Below are 20,869 nucleotides of genomic sequence, written 5' to 3' on the forward strand. Positions count from 1 at the left end.
CGCAGGAGCGAGATTTTGAATTCGATTTATGTCTTAATTATGGTTGTTAATACGCATCAGTATGCACTTTTGCCACAGCTCTACCCGACGGTTCGTTCATATTTTTAAACGCTTCATCCCATTCCAAGGCAATTTTTGTACTACAAGCTACGCTTGGTTCCTGCGGTACGCTTAAAGCTGCTGTATCGCTTGGAAAATGCTCTGTAAAAATAGTACGATAGTAAAATTCCTCCTTGCTTGTAGGCGTTTGTATAGGAAATTTATACTTAGCATTGGCCAATTGCTCATCGGTTACCGCTTCGTTAACGACTTCTTTTAACGTGTCTATCCAACTATATCCAACACCGTCACTAAACTGCTCTTTTTGTCGCCAAGCTACGCTTTCTGGTAAGTAGTCTTCAAAAGCCTTGCGTATTACCCATTTTTCCATACGCTCTGGAGTAATCATTTTATCTTGAGGATTGATCCGCATAGCGACATCCATAAACTCTTTATCTAGAAATGGTACGCGACCTTCAATACCCCAAGCCGCTAAGCTTTTGTTGGCTCGCAAACAATCGTATTGATGCAACTTACTTAGTTTTCTTACTGTTTCTTCGTGAAATTCTTTAGCATTTGGTGCTTTGTGAAAGTATAAATACCCACCAAACAACTCATCGGCACCTTCACCTGATAACACCATTTTTATGCCCATAGATTTTATAACTCTTGCCATTAAATACATTGGCGTGCTGGCACGAATAGTTGTAATATCGTAAGTTTCTAATTGATAAATAACATCTTTTATAGCATCTAAACCTTCTTGAATAGTAAATTTAATTTCGTGATGCACAGTTCCTATATGGTCGGCTACTTTTTGTGCCGCAGCCAAATCTGGTGACCCTTCCAGTCCTACCGAAAAACTATGTAATTGCGGCCACCAAGCTTGAGTTTTATCATCAGCTTCCACCCGCATTTGTGAATACTTTTTAGCAATGGCAGATGTTACCGAAGAATCCAACCCACCAGATAACAACACCCCGTAAGGCACATCGCTCATTAATTGCCTATGAACAGCATCTTCCAAAGCCTGTTGCAGTTCCACAATACTAGTTTCGTTATCCTTTACAGCGTCATAATCCTGCCAATCCCGTTGATACCATTGTACAAGTTTACCATCTTTACTCGATAAATAATGTCCTGGAGGAAATAATTCAATCTTTGTGCAATAGCCTTCTAAAGCTTTTAATTCGGAAGCAACATAAAAGGTTCCGTTTTCATCCCAACCCATATATAATGGAATAATCCCCATATGGTCGCGGGCTACAAAGTATTCATCGTTATCCACATCGTATACAGCAAAACCAAAAATGCCGTTAAGTTCATCAATAAAGCTTACGCCTTTTTCTTTATAAAGTGCTAAAATAACTTCACAATCACTTTTTGTCTGGAATTTGTATTTGCCTTCAAATTGTGCTCGCAATGCTCTGTGATTATAAATTTCGCCATTGGCAGCCAGAACCAATTTTTTATCCTCTGAAAACAAAGGCTGTTTCCCTGAAGTTGGATCCACAATAGCTAAACGTTCGTGAGCCATAATAGCTTTATCATTATCGAAAACGCCGCTCCAATCTGGGCCACGATGACGTATTTTTTTAGACATCTCAAGTATTTGAGGTCTTAAATCTTCGGTTTTTTGTTTTAAATCGAACGCACATACAATTCCGCACATAATTATTAGTTTTTTATTTTAAATACAAATCAAATATTGAAATAATAATTACAAATAAAAACACTAAAACCAAAAACACTTACATTTAAAAATAAAATATAGTCGTAATAATAAAATATAAAACAAAACAACTCTCATTTTATTAGTTATTTTTACAAAATGAAAGTCAGCCTTTAATAAATGAAACCATTACACCTTATTCTATTTCTTTTCTCTATTAGTTTGCATAGTCAAACGTGGCAAAGCACTTCTATTGCTAATAACGCCAACAACCAGCGGTTTGATGACGTATTTTTCTTAAACGAAACTACAGGCTGGGCTGCAAATGGCTATTACGCTGCAGTATACAAAACCATAGATGGTGGCATTACTTGGACAGAGCAACTCAATGAAAGCGACCTTGGAGGCAGTTACTACTTTAGAAATATTGAATTTTTAAATGATACTATTGGATTTTTAGGCACTCTAAATGGTGAATTCTTCAAAACCACTGATGGTGGGCAGAATTGGACTGAAGTCTCCTTATCGCCAAATCCACAGGCCATTTGTGGCTTGGATACTGTTGGGTCTTCTACAATATATGGGTGCGGCGCCTATTTTACACCTGCTCACATTATTAAGTCAACAGATAGCGGCACGACTTGGAACGTTATGGATATGTCTGCCTACGCCACGGCGCTTGTGGAAGTGCTATTTCACAATGAAATGCTTGGGTATGCTAGTGGCAGAAACAATACTGGCGGTTGTATTTTAAAAACAACCGATGGCGGACAAACCTGGACCGAAATATACAACACCAATATTCCAGGTGAATATGTATGGAAACTTCAAATTTTGGATGATAGCAATATTATTTTTGGGTCGGTTTCTTCTGTAGCTTCTAACCCAGGAAAGCTTGTAAAATCTTTAGACAACGGTAACAATTGGTTGAGTTATGATGCTCCAGAAACCGATGTTCAGGCAGTTGGATTTATTAACGCAAACACTGGATGGATGGGTGGCCATAATACAGGGTTTCATCAAACCAATGATGGCGGAGTTACTTGGAACAACATTAATGTAGGCGGTAACTTAAATCGTATTTTTGTTATTAATGAAAATTTGGCTTATGCCGCTGGAACTACCATTTATAAATTTACAGAAGAAACGCTTAATACAGATAATCACGCTTTCCAAGATTCACAAAAACTAAACATAAAACTTAATAAGAATCCTGTTATATCGCATTTGAACCTTACTATTGAATTTTCTGATGACGACAACGTTTTAATTGAACTATATGATACTAATGGGCAATACATAAAACAGTTAAGTAGAGACACCAATATTTTAGCAGGAACTACAAGAAATTACAAATTTGATGTTCAATCCCTATCATCTGGTATGTATTTTGTGGACATTCACAATAATTTTCAAAGGCAGTCTTTAAAGTTTATTAAGCAATAATACCTTTTAAGGAAAACCTAAAAAACATTAAACGTGAGCATCAAAGCTATTAAATCTTGATTATCTATCAATTTTAACTTCGTTTTATAAACCAATAAACAATATTTTTTTAATTTTCAGCTAAAACTTAAATATGAAATCATCTACCAACATTTTACCATTATTTTTCACCTTATTTTTTTTAACATCGGTTACGCTTACCGCTCAAAACTTTAAAGATTTAGACGTTAGCCCTATGGATGCTGCTGCTTATCCCAGCAGTCACAGAGTTTCAAAAAAACTGGTTAAAGTTATTTATAGCAGACCACAACTTAAAGGTAGAACCGTTGTATCCCTAGCACCTAATAATAAAGTTTGGCGAACTGGTGCTAACGAAGCTACAGAAATCACTTTTTTTAAAGATGTTACATTTGGCACTAAAAAAGTAACCGCAGGAACCTATTCTTTATTCACTATTCCTGGTGAAAAAGAATGGACTGTCATTGTTAATACTGATGTTGATGTTTGGGGTGCTTATAGCTACAACAAAAAGAACGATATTGCTAGAATAACCGTTCCTGTTACCGAAGGCAAAGATTACTTAGAACCTTTTTCCATTGCTTTTGACGACAACGGCACCATGCATTTAGGATGGGGAACACTTAGAATTGCCGTTCCTATTTCGGAATAAGCAAAAAAGACAACTAATAAAAAAAGCCTCTTTTACAGAGGCTTTTTTTATTAAGGTATATTTAAGTATTTATGCGTTTGTAAAGACACTTTCCATTTGGGATGCTTCATGACATAATCTACAATTTGTGGCATCATTTTATCTCGTTTACTCCATTCTGGCTGCAAGTATAAAATACAATCGTTATTAACTTTGGCAGCTTGCTCCTCAGCAAATCTAAAATCATCTTTATTATACACAATCACCTTAAGCTCGTTGGCTTTTGCATAGACTTCATCGGTTGGAAGCTTCATTTTTTTGGGCGACAAGCAAATCCAATCCCAAGTTCCTGTTAACGGATATGCACCTGAGGTTTCAATATGAATTTGTAAGCCTTTTTCTTTAAGCTGATTGGTTAAAGGTGTCATATCCCACATTAGCGGTTCGCCTCCAGTTACCACTATGGTATCACTATATTGACTAGCGTTTTCAACTATTTTTGGTGTTTCCGTCGGCGGGTGAATCTCCGCATTCCAACTTTCTTTAACATCGCACCAATGGCAACCAACATCGCAACCACCAACACGAATAAAATAAGCTGCTGTTCCTTTATGAAACCCTTCACCTTGAATGGTGTAAAACTCTTCCATTAACGGAAGCATTTCACCTTTGTCTACCAATTTCTGTACATCTTCTTTCATTGGCGCAAAGATAATCATTCATTAAGAAGCATTTGCTTAAAGTAACTTAAAATATGACCATCAAGTTGCTTTCTTACTTATAATCCCATTTTATATTGGCATAAATTGTAGTACTTTTACCCAAATTTCTTAAAAGAATGAGCAGACAGGATGAATTTTTCAAGCATATAACCGAGGGCAACTCTTGTAAAGGTGAATATATCACACTGGGCTCAGCCATGTTGGATGGAAAAACCATAAACAAAGCTTTTGTAAATGTACCGCTAAAAACGATGAATCGTCACGGCCTAATTGCTGGAGCCACAGGAACAGGAAAAACCAAAACGCTACAAGTTATAGCTGAAAATTTAAGCGAAAAAGGCGTTCCTGTTTTACTTATGGACATTAAAGGTGATTTAAGTGGTTTGGCACAACCAAGCCCTGGTCACGTAAAAATTGACGAACGCCACGAATTAATCGGAATGCCTTTTGAAGCCAAGGATTTCCCCGTGGAAATTATGACCATCTCTGAACAAAATGGCGTAAGACTTCGTGCTACAATAAGTGAGTTTGGCCCCGTTCTCTTGTCTAGAATTTTAGATGTTACCGAAACCCAAGCAGGAATTATTTCGGTGATTTTTAAATATTGTGACGACAACAAACTCCCTTTATTAGATTTGAAGGATTTTAAAAAAATGCTTCAATATACTACTAACGAAGGTAAAGAAGAGTTTCAAAAAGAATACGGCAGAATTTCAACGGCCTCTACAGGTGCCATTTTGAGAAAAATTATTGAAATCGAGCAACAAGGCGGCGATTTATTTTTTGGCGAAAAATCTTTTGATGTTCAAGATTTATTAAGACTAGATGACAACGGGCGCGCCTTTATAAACATCATTAGGCTTACCGATATTCAAGATAAACCTAAATTATTCTCAACCTTTATGTTGAGCCTTTTAGCGGAAATTTATTCCACATTTCCAGAGCAAGGCGATACTGGAAGACCAGAATTGGTAATGTTTATCGACGAAGCCCACTTAATTTTCAACGAAGCTTCCGATGCTTTACTAGATCAAATAGAAAGTATTGTAAAGTTAATACGTAGTAAAGGTGTTGGCTTGTATTTTGTTACCCAAAATCCTACCGACGTTCCCGAAGAAGTCCTTGGACAATTAGGTTTAAAAGTTCAACACGCTTTACGTGCGTTTACAGCAAAAGACCGAAAAGCCATTAAACTAACGGCACAAAACTATCCAGACACAGATTATTACGATACCGCCGAAGTTTTAACGTCGTTAGGAACAGGCGAAGCACTTATTTCTGCCTTAGATGAAAAAGGCCGTCCTACGCCTTTAGCTGCAACAATGATGCGTGCACCTATGAGCCGAATGGACATTTTAACCGATAAGGAATTAAAAGATTTATTGCGTTCGTCGCGAATGGTCGATAAATACAATGAAACTATTGACCGAGAAAGTGCTTACGAATTACTAAACGAAAAAATTGAAAAAGCCGAAGCCGAAGACGCTAAAAGAAAAGCTCAAGAAGAAAAAGAAAAATTAGAAAAAGCATCGTCTAGAAAATCATCTTCAAGACGAAGCACAAGACAAAACCCTATTGTAAAAGTATTAACCAGCCCAACTGTTATACGCAGTGTTTTGGGAATACTTGGAAAAATGCTAAAATAAAACCCCTAAAATATGATGAAAAAAAATATTATAATTGTTTTTGTAATGGCCATTACAGCATTAAGTTGCCAAAACAAACAAGATCCTTTTTTAATTGAAAAACAACACGTTGGATTGCTTACAGATTCTACCCAAGTTAAAGATTTAAAACTGGTTTTCCCAGAGGATTCTATTGCAAAAAATAGTCCTAAAGATGCTTATTTTAAGGCCGATTATTCTATTTCAATATTCGATAAAAGCAACAATAAGCTTTTAACATTAACCCCAGAAAAAATAGACGACTCAACTGCAACTATAACAACAATAAAAGTTGTGGATTCTAAATTTAAAACAAAAAAAGGGATTACGGTTAATAGTACTTTTGGTGATATTCAAAGTAACTACAACATTTCAAGTATTCAAAACACGCTTAAAAATGTTGTGGTTTTTGTAAACGACATTAATGCCTTCTTTACTATTGATAAGAAAGAATTACCTTCGGAATTACAATTTAACACCTCAACTAAAATTGAAGCTATTCAAATACCAGAAAAAGCTAAAATTAAATATTTCATGTTAGGTTGGTAAACTAGATGAATCCATTTTTTTCAAAAATACTCGTTAATATAGCCCAAAAAAGACTCAAGGCTAAAACACCTTCTACCCCGATATCTAAAAGGCAAATAGCGCCTTTAGTTAAATCACTTCAAGTAGAAATAACGCACGCTATAAAAGAGTTTATTTATATTGTGATTGGTGTGTTTTCGGCAGGGTTTGGGTTAAAAGGATTTTTGCTACCCAACAGGTTTATAGATGGTGGTGCTACAGGTATTTCGCTTTTATTAGAAAATATAACAACCATAGAGTTAAGTTTTTTGCTTATTCTTGTTAACATCCCGTTTTTAATTCTTGGCGCCAAGACTTTTAGTGTAAAATTTGCTTTAAAAAGTATTGCTGCTATTGCATTTTTAGGATTTGTGGTTCATTATATTGATTACCCAACAATTACAAACGACAAGTTATTAATTGCTGTTTTTGGGGGCTTTTTTCTTGGATTAGGCATAGGAATGTCTATGAGAGGTGGTAGTGTTATTGATGGCACTGAAGTGTTAGCCATTTACTTAAGCCGAAAACTATCATTAACCGTTGGCGATGTTTTATTACTTATTAATATTATAATTTTTTCTTTTGGCGCTTATATCCTTTCTATTGAAACAGCCCTTTATGCTATTTTAACCTATATGGCAGCTGCCAAAACGGTAGATTTTGTTGTTGATGGTGTTGAAGAATATGTAGGTGTTACCATAATCTCTAAAGAACACGAAGCTATTCGGGTTATGATTACTGAAAAACTAAGACGTGCTTGTACTATTTATGCTGGAAAAGGTGGTTATGGCGACTCTAAAACCACATATGACAAAGATATTATTTACACTGTTGTTACTCGATTAGAACTAGCTAAACTACACACAGAAATTGATAAAATTGATAGCAAAGCATTTATTATTATGGGACTTGTTAAAGATTTAAAAGGAGGTATGATTAAACGCAAACCCTTAGTGAAAAAATGAAAAAATATATTAAACAAACACAGCCATTTGTGGTTCCTACTACTGACGGTAAAACCATTAAAGAACATTTTGGATTAGCTAGTGATGGTAATCAAGATATAAGCATTGCACACATGATTGCTCCACCAGGCTGGAGCGAACCGTTTCAAACACCAGAGTTTGATGAGTATACGTTTATTATAAAAGGAAAAAAACAATTTAATATTGATGGTGAAATCGTTGTATTAAAAGTAGGAGAATCTATTAAAATCAATCGTGGTACAAGAATACAATACGCGAACCCATTTAACGAATCTTGCGAATATATCTCTATTTGCCAACCTGCTTTCAATATTAAAACAGTAAATAGGGAATAAATATTACATGACTATTTTTCAAAAAACTATAGGCTTAATTATAAACCTAGTTAGCTTTATTTCGCCTAAACTATCTGCTAGAATAGCTATTTTTTTGTTTACAAAACCTTTTAAAGGAAAAATAACTCTTGAACAATCTGACTTTTTAGAGACAGCTTTTAAAGAAGAGTTTACTTATAAAAAGTTTCCTATTATGAGCTATCGCTGGTTAGGAAACAAAGAAACCGTACTTTTAGTTCACGGTTGGGAAAGTAATTCGGCTCGCTGGAAAAACTTAATCCTTGAACTTAAAAAACAAGATTTTAACATCATTGCTCTAGATGCCCCAGCACATGGAAATTCTGGAGGTAATAGGTTTAATGCCCTTTTATACGCCGAGTTTATTAACGTTATTTCGCAACGATTTAAGCCAACTGTCATTATCGGGCATTCGGTAGGTGGTATGGCTTCCATTTTTTCTCAAAGTAAGTACCAAAACACATCGGTTAAAAAAATTATTTTACTAGGAGCGCCTTCTGAATTTAAAAATATTCTGGAACGCTATACCAATATGCTTGGCTATAATCAAAGAACCATTACACAAATTAACACAACCATAATAGAACGATACGGCGCTTCTCCAGAAGACTTTTCAACAGCAAAACAGCTTAAAAATATCACTTCTAAAGGTCTTATTATACACGACAAAGAAGACGATATCATTCCTTATGAAGATGCTATTTTAATAAAAAAACACTTTAAGAGTAGTACACTAATAACAACCAACGGACTTGGACATTCGTTAAGAGATACGAGTATAAATAAGCATATATGCCAGTTTCTAGAAAACTAGTGTTATTTTTGCATCATGGCAGACAATTTAAAACGTATTAATAAATATTTAAGCGAAGCTGGTTTTTGCTCAAGAAGAGAAGCCGATAGGTTAATTGATGTAGGAAGAGTAACCATTAACGGCAAAGTCCCTGAAATGGGCACAAAAATAAATGACGATGATGTAGTTGCTGTTGATGGAAACGTTGTTAAAAACACAAAATCGTCTTTTACTTACTTGGCGTTTAATAAACCTGTAGGTATTGTTTGTACCACCGACACTAGAGTTGAAAAAGATAACATTATAGATTACATTAATTACCATAAACGTATCTTTCCTATTGGAAGATTAGATAAACCTAGCGAGGGTCTTATTTTACTTACTGATGATGGCGATATTGTAAATAAAATATTGCGTGCTAGTAACAACCATGAAAAAGAATATATTGTAACAGTAGACAAGCCTATCTCGCAAACATTTATAGAACGCATGAGTAACGGTGTTCCTATTCTAGATACAGTAACTAAAAAATGTCGTGTTGAAAAATTAGACAGATTTACCTTTAAAATCACTTTAACACAAGGGCTAAACCGTCAAATTAGGCGAATGTGCGAATACTTAAACTACGAGGTACAAACCTTAAAGCGTGTTCGTATTATGAATATAAAACTAGATGTTCCTGTTGGAAAACATAGAGAATTAACAAACCATGAGTTGAAAGAATTAAACAGTCTTTTAAAAGACTCTTCTAAAACCTTTCAACCCAAATCGCGTTCCAGACGTTAAATAAAACGGCTTATTTTTCCATATTACGTTCTCTAGCCAGAAGTGTGTTTTTAAGCAACATAGCTATTGTCATGGGACCAACACCTCCAGGAACTGGTGTAATAAAACTTGCTTTCTTGCTTACATTTTCAAAATCGACATCACCTGTAATTTTGTAACCTTTTGGTAAACTATCGTCGGCTACACGCGTAATTCCTACATCAATAATTACGGCATCGTCTTTTACCATTTCGGCTTTTAAAAATCCTGGCACACCTAAAGCCGTAATAATAATATCGGCTTGCGAAGTTATTTGCGTAATATTTTTAGTATGGCTATGTGTTAACGTAACGGTTGAATTTCCAGGAAACCCTCTTCTTCCCATTAAAATACTCATTGGGCGTCCTACAATATGACTTCTACCTATAACAACGGTATGTTTTCCTTTTGTTTCAACATTGTACCTGTCTAACAATTCCAAAATTCCAAATGGTGTTGCTGGAATAAAGGTGCTCATATCTAAAGCCATTTTCCCAAAATTGGTTGGATGAAATCCATCAACATCTTTATCTGGATTGACAGCTAACAACACTTTTTGTGTGTCGATCTGTTTTGGTAATGGTAATTGCACAATAAAGCCGTCTATTTCTGAACTATTATTTAACTCTTCAATTTTATCTAACAACTCAATTTCACTTGTTGTATTAGACATTTTAACTAAAGTCGATTCAAATCCAACACGCTCACAAGCTTTTACTTTACTTCCTACGTAAGTTAAGCTCGCGCCATCATTACCCACTAAAATGGCTGCTAAATGAGGGACTTTTTCCCCATTTGCTTTCATTTTTTTCACTTCAGCAGCAATCTCATCTTTAATGTCGTTACTGGTTTTTTTTCCGTCTAATAAAATCATCTTGTTGTATATGTTGTGTCGTTATTGTAAATAAAAAAACATGAGATTATCTCATGTTTTTCATAGCTTGCATCATGGCTTTTCCTTTCCCGCCTTGCATCATTTTCATCATCTTACTCATTTGGTCGAATTGCTTTAGTAATTGATTGACTTCTTGTACTGAAGTTCCCGATCCTTTTGCGATTCGTTTTTTGCGGCTAGCATTTAACATCTTAGGCGTTGTACGCTCTTTTGGTGTCATAGAATGAATAATAGCCTCGATATGTTTAAAGGCATCATCATCTATATCGATATCTTTCATCATTTTTCCTGCTCCAGGAATCATCCCCACCAAATCTTTCATGTTACCCATTTTCTTGATTTGCTGGATTTGGTTTAAAAAGTCGTCAAAACCAAACTGGTTTTTAGCGATTTTCTTTTGAAGTTTTCTGGCTTCTTTTTCGTCGTATTGTTCTTGTGCTCTTTCTACTAAAGATACCACATCTCCCATACCAAGAATACGATCGGCCATACGTGCTGGATAGAACACATCTATCGCTTCCATTTTCTCACCTGTACCAATAAACTTAATTGGTTTATCGACTACAGATTTAATAGAAATGGCAGCTCCACCACGTGTATCACCATCTAATTTGGTTAGGATAACACCGTCAAAATTTAAAACATCGTTAAATGCTTTTGCCGTATTTACGGCATCTTGTCCTGTCATAGAATCTACTACAAACAGTGTTTCTTGAGGCTGAATGGCGTTGTGGATATTAGATATTTCGGTCATCATAGCTTCATCTACAGCTAAACGACCTGCGGTATCTATAATCACTACATTATGACCATTTGCTTTTGCATGCGCTATACCCGCTTGTGCAATAGCCACAGGATCTTGGTTACCTTTATCGCTATAAACCTCTACATTAATTTGATCTCCTACTACATGTAACTGATCTATCGCTGCTGGACGATACACATCGCAAGCAACTAATAAAGGCTTTTTTGTTTTTTTTGTTTTTAAATAGTTAGCCAACTTACCAGAAAAGGTTGTTTTACCAGATCCCTGTAAACCAGACATTAAAATTACACTAGGGTTACCCGATAGGTTAATACCTTCGGCATCACCACCCATTAACTGGGTTAATTCGTCTTTTACTATTTTAACCATTAACTGCCCTGGCTGTAACGTTGTAAGTACGTCTTGACCTAAGGCTTTTTCCTTAACGGTATTGGTAAAGTTTTTGGCTATTTTAAAGTTAACATCGGCATCTAAAAGCGCACGACGGACTTCTTTTAAGGTTTCGGCAACATTAACTTCGGTAATACTACCATGACCTTTTAATACGTGTAACGCTTTATCTAACTTTTCACTTAAATTATTAAACATAATCTGTCATCTGTTTTAAAGTTTGCAAATTTAAGGATTTGTCATGTATTTATAAAGCGTAGTGATTAATTATATACATAAAAACTGAGAGAAAACATTTTTAGAATGGTTTTCTCCCAGTTTAATAACCTAAATTTTTCTTTTTCTATGTTTTAATGCTTTACATTTTTTCAAATACTAGCACGAAATCGGTATTGTTTACATCGTTTACAGCATGTAATTCTATTCGTGTACTGTTGACACTAGTAATATACCAATCGTCATCCATTTGCCAGTAAGGGAATTGTCCTAAATAATTAATTACAAACCTTAAATTCCCTTCATTATCTCTAAGTACATCGTAGTCTAACTCTGCTATCCAACTACCATTATCGCCTAACAACGTAGCATTACTTTGAAAATTAAACACAACCCCATCATAATCTTGAGAATTTTCTGCATTTTCCATGGTAGAATATGTTACTTCCCAATTACCATCGTATAACCAATCTTTTATTTGAGTAGTATCGCCATCTTGATTATCGTTTGTACAGGTTTTTCTTAAAATTAAACGTTTTGGTTGCGTAGTCATAAGCGTAACCTCATCTTCTGTGATGGAAAGTACTGAGTAGTATCCGCCTAAACTAGAAATCGTTCCATTGATAGATAAAAATGCTGCTAGCTCTGTACCTCCATTAATAGACTCTGCTTCTATATTGCCATAGTTAATGGTATTAGCACCAACTTCGGCAAGGGCAAAATCGTTTTCAAAGAATGAGAATAAGACGTCATTGTAATCTGATGTTTGATCTACGTTATCAACTTGAAAGCTATATACTTCCCACTGGCATGCGCTTAAAGTGGTTAATAACTCTTCTGCAGTGTAATAATGACATTCCATAACCATGGTATTTGCACTATCAAGAGATTCAAACTCTAACCTACCTTCTTCGCAAGCTACAACTAACCAACTTCCTGTTATAGCCTGTATATTAGGAGCAGCAACATTTGAAAACTCTACTACAACACCTTCTGCTGCTTGATAAGACGACCAGTACATTGTTGTTGTTATACCATTTCCTGTAATAATTGCCTCTGTATTTGATGAGAAATCTATTTCGTAAGCCATTAAATGATCATCGCCATTAAAATTAACTACATTCCAATTGCATCCTTGTAGGTAGGCATCAATATCTGCTTCTGTACAATTTGAACTACAGTCTTCAACTATTAATTCTATTTCAAAAATTTGAAAATTACCATCGTTTGCTTCTATTCTTAAATAAATAGTTTGCGGATTTGACGTGTTGGTATACGCATTTGGGTCTACAATAGCATTAACGTTAGCTTCGGCATTGGTTTGAGAAACATGAAATGAAGCTACAAAATCTACATTACAAACAACATTGCCTAAAATTTGTGTTTCCATTTCAAATGTTGCAAATCCATCATTGTCATAATCACAAGCTGTTATGGTTGTATTTTCAAAACAATTAAATGGTGTTTCTACGGTTTCGCAATCCTGCTCCATAATAACTTCTACGGTTTGATTATCAAACTCCTGTGTAAGGACAAGCTGATTAGATTCACAGTTTTGCACTAACCAATCGCCTCCTAAGTCACCTGAAAAAGCTGTTAAGTTTGAAAGTGTTAAAACAACATTTTCTTCAGTTGTTACTTGCCATTCGCCTCCTATAAATTCGGTGGTGTCTCCATGAGTAATTTGAAGTTCGCCATTGGCATTAAAATGTAAATCGTACTGGATAAAATTATCATCGCCATTAAACGACGTAATAACCCATTGGCATTCTTGTAAATTAACTGCTATATCTTCTGCTTGGCAGTCTACATAATTACAATCTTCTTCGGCACTATTAATAGCATTTTCCAATTCTTGATTGCTTGTTACCTCAACGGTATCACCATTAGCGTATATTAACGACACAGGGAAATTTAAGCTAGCTAATACAGCACCTTCATCTCCATCTAAATTTTCTAAGAATACGTATAACTCAAAATCACTTTGAATTTCTACAGTATCTATAACTTGAAAATCGGTATTATAAATAGAAAACACAATGGGATAAACAAAGTCTACACATTCTATAACGTCGGGCTCGTTAACGCAATTGTTTACAAAAGCATCTAATTCTTCTTCATTTTCCACAACAACTTCGGTATAATCGTTTAACGTAATAGTTATAGGAAATAAAAATTCTAGAATATCCTCATCATCATCAAAAGCGTTAAAAATATCTTCAATAAGCTCTAAATCGTCTATAGTTTCAATTACTATTGTTGTATTATTCGCTGTAACGGTAACAGGCAAATTAACACCTATACAATTAGCGTTATCTAAAATATCATCAAAAGAACCATCAAAAGCTACTGTTGAGCGCATTAAACTTGCTAAAGAAGAATTAGGGGCTACAACTTCCTCTGGTGTTGGATTGTTAACTTCGGTTTCTTCATCTTGACAGGACACAAAAAATAATGTGATAAATGCCAAAATAAACAGGTATTTAAAATTTGGTTTCATAGCTGGTTTATTAATTAAACATTGTTTGTTAATGAAACAGACAAAAGCTAAAATCTCCTACCATGGTAGTCATTTTTTTTTACATTTATACTCCTAAAAAACTAAAATGCCCAAAAATTTAAACGATAATATTTGCAATGAACCCCTGTTTTCTAAACTGTTTAAAACGCATGCCGAAAACCTTCACAACTTCTTGTATTACAAGTTTGGCAGCCATTTAAATCCTCAAGACAAAGTACAAGAGGCATTTATTAAACTGTGGCAAAATTGTGCTAAAGTATCGCCCCAAAAAGCCAAGAGTTTTTTATTTACCGTTGCTAATAATTTAATGCTTAATGAGGCTGCTCATCAAAAAATAGTATGGAAACATCAACAAACAAAACCAAAATCTCACACCAATGAATCTCCTGAATTTTTACTTCAGGAAAAAGAATACTTAAACAAATTAGAAACAGCTATCTCTAAATTAACCGAAGCCCAACGAGTAGCTTTTATGCTTAATAGAATTGATGGAAAAACCTTTAAAGAGATTGCAACTCTTTTAGATATCTCGACAAAAGCTGTTGAAAAGCGTATTTATGGCGCCTTAAAAAAGCTACGTAAAGACATTGATGAGTTATAAATTAAAAAAAACACATTAAGGGTAGGAAAAATTAAACCCGAACTGTTATATAAGTGTTACATAGATTATGGAAAAAGACGATTTATTAAAAAAGTGGCTTAATCATGAGTTAACCCAGGAGGAGGTTCAAGCATTTAAACAGCGTGAGGATTTTACTGAATTAACCCAGTTATCTCATGCTTTACAACATTTTAAAGCTCCTGAACTCCATACTGAAAATGCTCTAGAATCGACATTAAATAACATTAATTCCACCAATCAAAAACGCCAATGGTTTAAACCTTTGTTACGTATTGCAGCTTTATTAGCCATTGGTTTTTGTGTTTATTACTACACCACAATACAAGACACAACAACTAAAACATATATCGCTCAAAAAAATGAAATTAACCTTCCTGATAATTCAGAGGTAACTTTAAACGCCCAATCTACCTTAATCTACAACAAACATTCGTGGAAAAATAATCGTGAGGTCACGCTACAAGGCGAAGCGTTTTTTAAAGTAGCCAAAGGCTCTAAATTCAACGTTATTACAGATTTAGGAACCGTAACAGTTTTAGGCACACAATTTAACGTAAAACAACATGACAACTTTTTTGAAGTCACTTGTTACGAAGGTTTGGTTAGCGTTACATACCAATCTAAAAACACAAAATTACTTCCTGGACATAGATTTTTAATACGTGATGGAAAACAAGTTACTACTGGAAAAGAAACCGTTAAAACACCACAATGGTTAAATAACGAAAGTGCATTTAAGAGTGTTCCATTTAAGTATGTTATTGCAGAATTTGAACGCCAATACCAAGTGACATTTATTACTGATAAGGTAGATACAAAAATGTTATTTACAGGTAGTTTTACACACAACAATTTAGAAGTCGCCATAAAGTCTATAACACTACCTATGCATTTATCTTACAGTAAAACTAAAGATACAATTGTATTAAAACGTGAATAATAGAAAAGCCTTATTTCTTGTTTTAATTTTATGTTTTCTGAATACTTTTGAAATCATTTCACAAACTATTCAGCAAGAACAGCAACCACTTACAACTATTTTAAAACGACTTGAATCGCGTTACAACGTTAGTTTTTCTTATGCCGATAATCATATAAAAAATATTTCAAGTCCATTACCTAACAACACACTTTCTTTAGAGGAAGCCTTAGGTATTTTAGAAAAACACACACTCTTACAGTTTGAAACTTTAAACAATAGATTTGTTGTTATTACAAAACCACAAACAACACCTCCTAAAGTAGAGCAATTAGACGAAGTGTTTATTACAAAGTATTTAACTAAAGGGCTCTCCATTTCTAAACAAGGACATCTTATTATTAAACCTAAAGAGTTTGATCTTCTACCAGGTTTAACCGAACCCGATGTTTTGCAAACCATACAAACACTTCCTAGTATTTTAAGTGTCGATGAAACCGTTTCAAATATTAATGTAAGAGGCGGTACGCACGACCAAAACTTAATACTTTGGGAAGGTATTAAAATGTATCAATCTGGGCACTTTTTTGGTTTAATTTCTGCTTTCAACCCGTATTTAACCGAAAAAATTCAAGTTACAAAAAATGGTAGCAGCGCTAAATATGGCGATGGCGTATCTAGCGTAATCGATATGCAATTAACCGATTCTATTGAACAAAAATCTAGTTATGGTGCTGGTGTAAATTTAATTAGTATTGATGGGTTTGCTAAAACACCTATTTCTAACAATAGTAGCATACAAATAGCTGCAAGACGCTCTTTAACAGATGCTGTAAAAACGCCAACATACAATCAATACACAAAACGCGTATTTCAAGACTCCGACTTATCTAATACAATCTCTAGCGATGAAACGTTTTATTTTTATGATATCTCTGCAAAATATTTACACAATGTCTCGCCAAAAGATAAATTTCAGGTTTATGGTACGCTAAGCAAAAACACTCTTGACTATAAGGAACAAGCTAATATAAACGGAAACACCACGGCTTCTGACAGCTATTTAAAGCAAGTTAACCTTGCTGGTGGATTAAGCTATTCTAGACATTGGAATAATAAGCTAACCACAACAGCCGAAGCCTACATTTCTAATTATAATTTAAACGCCGCTAATGTAGATCTTGTTAATAAGCAGCGTTTAAAACAGGAAAACGAGGTTTTTGAAAACACATTTAAATTACATCTAGATTATAGTGTATCTCCATATTTAAAACTTGAAGGCGGCTATCAATTTTTTGAAGTTGGCATAAGTAATTTTGAAGATGTTAACAACCCGCCTTTTAATAGCTACATTAAAGAAGTTATTCGTACACATTCTGGATATGTTGAAGGACAGTTATCAACTAAAAATCAAAAAACCCTTTTAAAAATTGGTGCTAGAACAAATTATATTTCAAAATTCAAGACACTTTTAGTTGAACCTAGAGTTCGTTTTAATCAAAAATTTTTAAACTTCTTTAAAGTGGAGTTGTTGGGCGAATTAAAAAGCCAGACAACTTCTCAAATTATAGATCTTCAAAAAGACTTTTTAGGCATAGAAAAAAGGCGTTGGGTTTTAGCTAACAACACTACTATTCCTATAATAAAAAGCAAGCAAGCTTCACTTGGGCTTCATTTTAACAAAAACAGATTATTAGTTAGTGCGGAAGGTTTTATTAAACACGTTGATGGTATTACAACCCGAAGTCAAGGGTTTCAAAATCAATACCAATTTACAAATGCTACAGGGCATTACAAAACTTATGGTATTGACTTTTTAATCAATAAGCACTTTAATAATTTGAGTACGTGGCTTAGTTACACTTACAGTAAAAACGATTATGTTTTTAGATCCTTAAATAATAATCATAGTTTCCCTAACAATATAGATATTAGGCATCAGCTTTCATTTGCTGGATCTTATGCTATTAACAGGTTTAAAATAGCCCTTGGTTTAAATTGGCATACTGGAAGACCTTACACAACCCCAAAAGAGTTTAATCAGATTCAAAATACCTCTATCAATTATCAATCGCCCAATAGTCAACATTTAAACGATTATTTACGTACCGACATTTCTACCACTTATACATTTTCAATTTTTAAAAATAAACAAGCTGTCTTAGGCGCGTCTGTTTGGAATGTTTTAAACAGAAAAAACATAATTAACACTTACTACACTTTAGAAGATAGTAATACAGTAAATAAAGTAGAGAATACCTCTTTAGGAATTACACCAAACTTTAGTTTTAGAGTAAATTTATAAGAAACACTAAACCAAAGCTCTAATATTAGCATACGAATTTTCAAGCGCTTTCACACTTTCGTTATTATTAAGCCATTCCACTTTAGTTATACCTTCATTTTCTTGAGGTTGCAGCTTGCCTTGATAAGCGGTTTTCATTTCAAACCAATGCGTTATTTTTATTTTATTCCTACCGTTTCGTCTAAAAATATGGTAGGTAACATCTAATGGTTTTATTATTTCAAGTCCTTCTACACCTGTTTCTTCTTCAACTTCCCTAATCGCAGTTTCTTCAATACTTTCTTTTTTCTCTGCTTTGCCTTTTGGTAAATCCCATTTATCATTTCTATAAATAAAAAGAATCTCGTTTTTTTCGTTAAACGCTTTTCCCCCGCCAGCAGTAACATTAGGAAGTAGCTTTAAGAACTTTTTTAAAAGTTTATCTTCGTTTTTATGAATTAAACGCACTTCCTTTAACGACGTTTTATTTAATTCTTTAATCACTTTATTAATATTAACAGAATTTAAAAGATAATTTTTAAAATCTGTTTCCTTTTCAACTTTTGTCGTTAGTATTATAGGTTTATCACCAACAAAAACTTTATACATCTTATAATCTATTCGCGGATTTCTGTAAATGTAAAAATATAATTTTTAGCCGCACAAAAATTATCACATTGTTAATTATATTAAAAATTCAACATGAAATAATTAATAAAAAAATGTAATTTTGCGACTATGATTTTCAACAAACATACCGCTAGAAAAACTGCAGAAGTTTTATTACAAATTAATGCTATTAAGTTAAATCCAAAAGAGCCTTTTACTTGGGCTTCGGGCTGGAAATCGCCTATTTATTGCGATAATAGAATTGTACTATCCTATCCTACTATAAGAAACTATATTAGAGAAACGATGGCTAAATATATTGAAAAACAATATGGCAAACCCGATGTTATTGCAGGTGTGGCTACAGGTGCCATTGGTATAGGAATGCTTGTTGCCGAGTATTTAAGTGTCCCATTTATATACGTTCGCCCAAAAGCCAAAGAACACGGTAGGCAAAACCAAATTGAAGGGTATGCCGAAAGTGGCCAAAACGTCGTGGTTGTTGAAGACTTAATTAGTACCGGAAAAAGTAGTTTAAATGCTGTAAAAGCTTTAAAAGAAGCTAATTTAAACGTAAAAGGTATGGTGGCTATTTTTTCTTATGGGTTTGATGTTTCTAAAGAAAATTTTGAAAAAGAAAATGTCACCTTACACACCCTTGGAAATTACGACACACTACTAGAACAAGCACTAGACACTAATTATATTTCTCAAAAAGAATTAAAAACGCTTTCCGAATGGAATGCCAATCCTAGTGAATGGAACGCTATTTGATAAATAAACTTTAAAAACACACATGAATTTAGAATCACCAAAAGTTACGGTAAAACAAACTCCTGAAAAAGTTTTCGAATTTTTAAGCAATGTAAAAAACTTTGAAAAACTTATGCCAGAGAACACCAAATTTGAAGTTTTAGATAGCGATTCTTTTCTTTTTGCGCTTAAAGGTATGCCAGAAATAAAGCTTAAGAAAAAAGAAACCGAATCACCTAATAAAATAGTATTGGGTGCTGCTGGAGGAAAAATAGACTTTTCACTTACTGGAGACATTTCTCAAATTAACAACGAAGAAAGCGACGTAAAATTAACCTTTAATGGCGATTTTAACCCTATGATGGCCATGATGATTAAAAGTCCTATTTCTAACTTTATAAAAACATTGGCAGAAAACATTCCTAACGCCATTTAATATTTTAAAACGAGTTGTTTTAAATCAAACGCTTTAATGTCGGTTTCACCCTTTGGTAACACTTGTAATTTACCAGATGTTGAAACCGATTTTATTATACCATAAAACACGGCTCCCTCTTCATTTTTAAATTCAGCCATCACATCCTTTTTAAAAAGCAAACGCTCATAGTCTTGTTTTAAAGCATCTAACTGATTGGCTTCAAGCTTAGAAAAATAAACCTCCAATTGTTTTAAAATTATGTTTAAGAGCTCATCAATAACATAAGTTTTCTTAGTTAAGCTTTTTAAAGACGATGCTTTAGGTAGCTCTTTAAAATTTTCTTGATTCACATTAAGACCAATGCCTATTATCGATGATTTTATATGTTGTCCTTTAAGCCCATTTTCTATTAAAATACCACAAACCTTCTTATCGCATGACAAAATGTCGTTAGGCCACTTTATAGCTAATTCTGGAATACCAACAGATTGCAGTGCCTTTACAACAGCTAAAGAAACCACCATACTTATATAAAAATTATCTCTCACAGGAAGCTCAAGCTGTTTAAACATACTAAACATAAGGTTTTTCCCTGGTTCAGATAACCAAGCACTTCCCATTTGCCCCTTACCTTTTGTTTGATTTTTAACCACAACAACAGTATTATCTTGTAGTTTATATTCTAAGTTCAACTGTCTTAAATACTGGTTAGTCGAATCAATGGCATCAAGTTTGATTATACGCATAATAAATAGTTATCTTCGTACTGTAAAATCTTATG

Annotated in this window: 20 protein-coding genes; 13 read left to right on the forward strand and 7 right to left on the reverse strand. The window is 34.0% G+C overall.

The features are described from left to right. Positions 1-46: 46 nt before the first annotated feature. Positions 47-1,711 carry an asparagine synthase B gene (gene asnB / locus EJA19_RS06420; protein WP_125467523.1) on the reverse strand — a complete coding sequence of 555 codons (1,665 nt, stop codon included), beginning with the start codon at positions 1,709-1,711 and terminating at the stop codon, positions 47-49. Positions 1,712-1,891: 180 nt separating this feature from the next. Between asnB and EJA19_RS06425 the strand changes: the two genes are divergently transcribed. Both EJA19_RS06425 and EJA19_RS06430 read left to right on the forward strand, forming a co-directional pair. After that, positions 1,892-3,157 (forward strand): YCF48-related protein, encoded by a 1,266-nt coding sequence (locus EJA19_RS06425; protein ID WP_125467524.1) that lies wholly within the window; start codon positions 1,892-1,894, stop codon positions 3,155-3,157. 133 nt (positions 3,158-3,290) lie between these two features. Further along, positions 3,291-3,827: a DUF2911 domain-containing protein gene (locus EJA19_RS06430; RefSeq protein WP_125467525.1), complete on the forward strand. Its 537-nt coding sequence runs from the start codon at positions 3,291-3,293 to the stop codon at positions 3,825-3,827. A gap of 50 nt (positions 3,828-3,877) precedes the next feature. Here EJA19_RS06430 and EJA19_RS06435 read toward each other — a convergent pair whose 3' ends face one another. Next, the gene (locus EJA19_RS06435; RefSeq protein WP_125467675.1) at positions 3,878-4,507 is read right to left on the reverse strand and encodes a 7-carboxy-7-deazaguanine synthase QueE; all 630 of its coding nucleotides are present in this window, start codon (positions 4,505-4,507) and stop codon (positions 3,878-3,880) included. Between the two features lie 137 nt (positions 4,508-4,644). On the opposite strand from EJA19_RS06435, the gene EJA19_RS06440 reads away from it, so the two are divergent. The 6 genes from EJA19_RS06440 to rluF are packed head-to-tail and all read left to right on the forward strand — an operon-like array spanning position 4,645 to position 9,677. Beyond that, complete coding sequence (locus EJA19_RS06440) at positions 4,645-6,174, forward strand: helicase HerA-like domain-containing protein (protein WP_125467526.1); 1,530 nt, start codon at positions 4,645-4,647, stop codon at positions 6,172-6,174. Between the two features lie 12 nt (positions 6,175-6,186). Then, entirely contained in the window at positions 6,187-6,741 is a 555-nt protein-coding gene (locus EJA19_RS06445; RefSeq protein WP_240640233.1) for a hypothetical protein, read from the forward strand. Between the two features lie 5 nt (positions 6,742-6,746). Next, positions 6,747-7,724, forward strand: a complete 978-nt coding sequence (locus EJA19_RS06450) for a YitT family protein (protein WP_125467527.1) — start codon at positions 6,747-6,749, stop codon at positions 7,722-7,724. After that, a complete protein-coding gene (locus EJA19_RS06455; protein WP_125467528.1) occupies positions 7,721-8,080 on the forward strand; it encodes a cupin domain-containing protein in 360 nt (119 codons plus the stop codon). Before EJA19_RS06450 ends, EJA19_RS06455 begins: the two co-directional genes overlap by 4 nt. A gap of 7 nt (positions 8,081-8,087) precedes the next feature. Beyond that, entirely contained in the window at positions 8,088-8,912 is an 825-nt protein-coding gene (locus tag EJA19_RS06460; protein WP_125467529.1) for an alpha/beta hydrolase, read from the forward strand. 15 nt (positions 8,913-8,927) lie between these two features. Then, positions 8,928-9,677: a 23S rRNA pseudouridine(2604) synthase RluF gene (rluF, locus tag EJA19_RS06465; RefSeq protein WP_125467530.1), complete on the forward strand. Its 750-nt coding sequence runs from the start codon at positions 8,928-8,930 to the stop codon at positions 9,675-9,677. A 10-nt stretch (positions 9,678-9,687) separates the two neighbouring features. On the opposite strand, the gene EJA19_RS06470 is transcribed toward rluF, so the two are convergent. From EJA19_RS06470 to EJA19_RS06480, 3 genes are all read right to left on the reverse strand, one after another. Further along, entirely contained in the window at positions 9,688-10,569 is an 882-nt protein-coding gene (locus EJA19_RS06470; RefSeq protein ID WP_125467531.1) for a bifunctional 5,10-methylenetetrahydrofolate dehydrogenase/5,10-methenyltetrahydrofolate cyclohydrolase, read from the reverse strand. Positions 10,570-10,615: 46 nt separating this feature from the next. Further along, positions 10,616-11,944: a signal recognition particle protein gene (gene ffh, locus EJA19_RS06475; RefSeq protein WP_125467532.1), complete on the reverse strand. Its 1,329-nt coding sequence runs from the start codon at positions 11,942-11,944 to the stop codon at positions 10,616-10,618. Between the two features lie 160 nt (positions 11,945-12,104). Beyond that, positions 12,105-14,462 carry a hypothetical protein gene (locus EJA19_RS06480; protein ID WP_125467533.1) on the reverse strand — a complete coding sequence of 786 codons (2,358 nt, stop codon included), beginning with the start codon at positions 14,460-14,462 and terminating at the stop codon, positions 12,105-12,107. A gap of 106 nt (positions 14,463-14,568) precedes the next feature. On the opposite strand from EJA19_RS06480, the gene EJA19_RS06485 reads away from it, so the two are divergent. From EJA19_RS06485 to EJA19_RS06495, 3 genes are all read left to right on the forward strand, one after another. After that, on the forward strand, positions 14,569-15,084 hold the full coding sequence (locus EJA19_RS06485; protein WP_125467534.1) for an RNA polymerase sigma factor: 516 nt from the start codon (positions 14,569-14,571) through the stop codon (positions 15,082-15,084). A gap of 67 nt (positions 15,085-15,151) precedes the next feature. After that, entirely contained in the window at positions 15,152-16,045 is an 894-nt protein-coding gene (locus EJA19_RS06490; RefSeq protein ID WP_125467535.1) for a FecR family protein, read from the forward strand. Then, positions 16,038-18,329, forward strand: coding sequence for a TonB-dependent receptor plug domain-containing protein (locus tag EJA19_RS06495; RefSeq protein ID WP_240640234.1), 2,292 nt, complete (start codon positions 16,038-16,040; stop codon positions 18,327-18,329). The genes EJA19_RS06490 and EJA19_RS06495 overlap by 8 nt, the downstream gene beginning before the upstream one ends. A 6-nt stretch (positions 18,330-18,335) precedes the next feature. Here the strand turns inward: EJA19_RS06495 and EJA19_RS06500 are convergent, their stop codons facing one another. Continuing rightward, complete coding sequence (locus EJA19_RS06500; protein WP_125467536.1) at positions 18,336-18,917, reverse strand: NUDIX hydrolase; 582 nt, start codon at positions 18,915-18,917, stop codon at positions 18,336-18,338. A gap of 129 nt (positions 18,918-19,046) precedes the next feature. Here EJA19_RS06500 and pyrE point away from each other — a divergent pair, with 129 nt between their 5' ends. Further along, the gene (gene pyrE / locus EJA19_RS06505) at positions 19,047-19,691 is read left to right on the forward strand and encodes an orotate phosphoribosyltransferase (RefSeq protein WP_125467537.1); all 645 of its coding nucleotides are present in this window, start codon (positions 19,047-19,049) and stop codon (positions 19,689-19,691) included. Positions 19,692-19,713: 22 nt separating this feature from the next. Then, positions 19,714-20,106, forward strand: coding sequence for an SRPBCC family protein (locus EJA19_RS06510; RefSeq protein ID WP_125467538.1), 393 nt, complete (start codon positions 19,714-19,716; stop codon positions 20,104-20,106). On the opposite strand, the gene EJA19_RS06515 is transcribed toward EJA19_RS06510, so the two are convergent. After that, positions 20,103-20,834 carry a biotin--[acetyl-CoA-carboxylase] ligase gene (locus tag EJA19_RS06515; protein ID WP_125467539.1) on the reverse strand — a complete coding sequence of 244 codons (732 nt, stop codon included), beginning with the start codon at positions 20,832-20,834 and terminating at the stop codon, positions 20,103-20,105. The two genes, EJA19_RS06510 and EJA19_RS06515, sit on opposite strands and share 4 nt — an antisense overlap. Between the last annotated feature and the right edge of the window lie 35 nt (positions 20,835-20,869).

Source organism: Mangrovimonas spongiae, assembly GCF_003944795.1.
Taxonomy (GTDB): domain Bacteria; phylum Bacteroidota; class Bacteroidia; order Flavobacteriales; family Flavobacteriaceae; genus Mangrovimonas; species Mangrovimonas spongiae.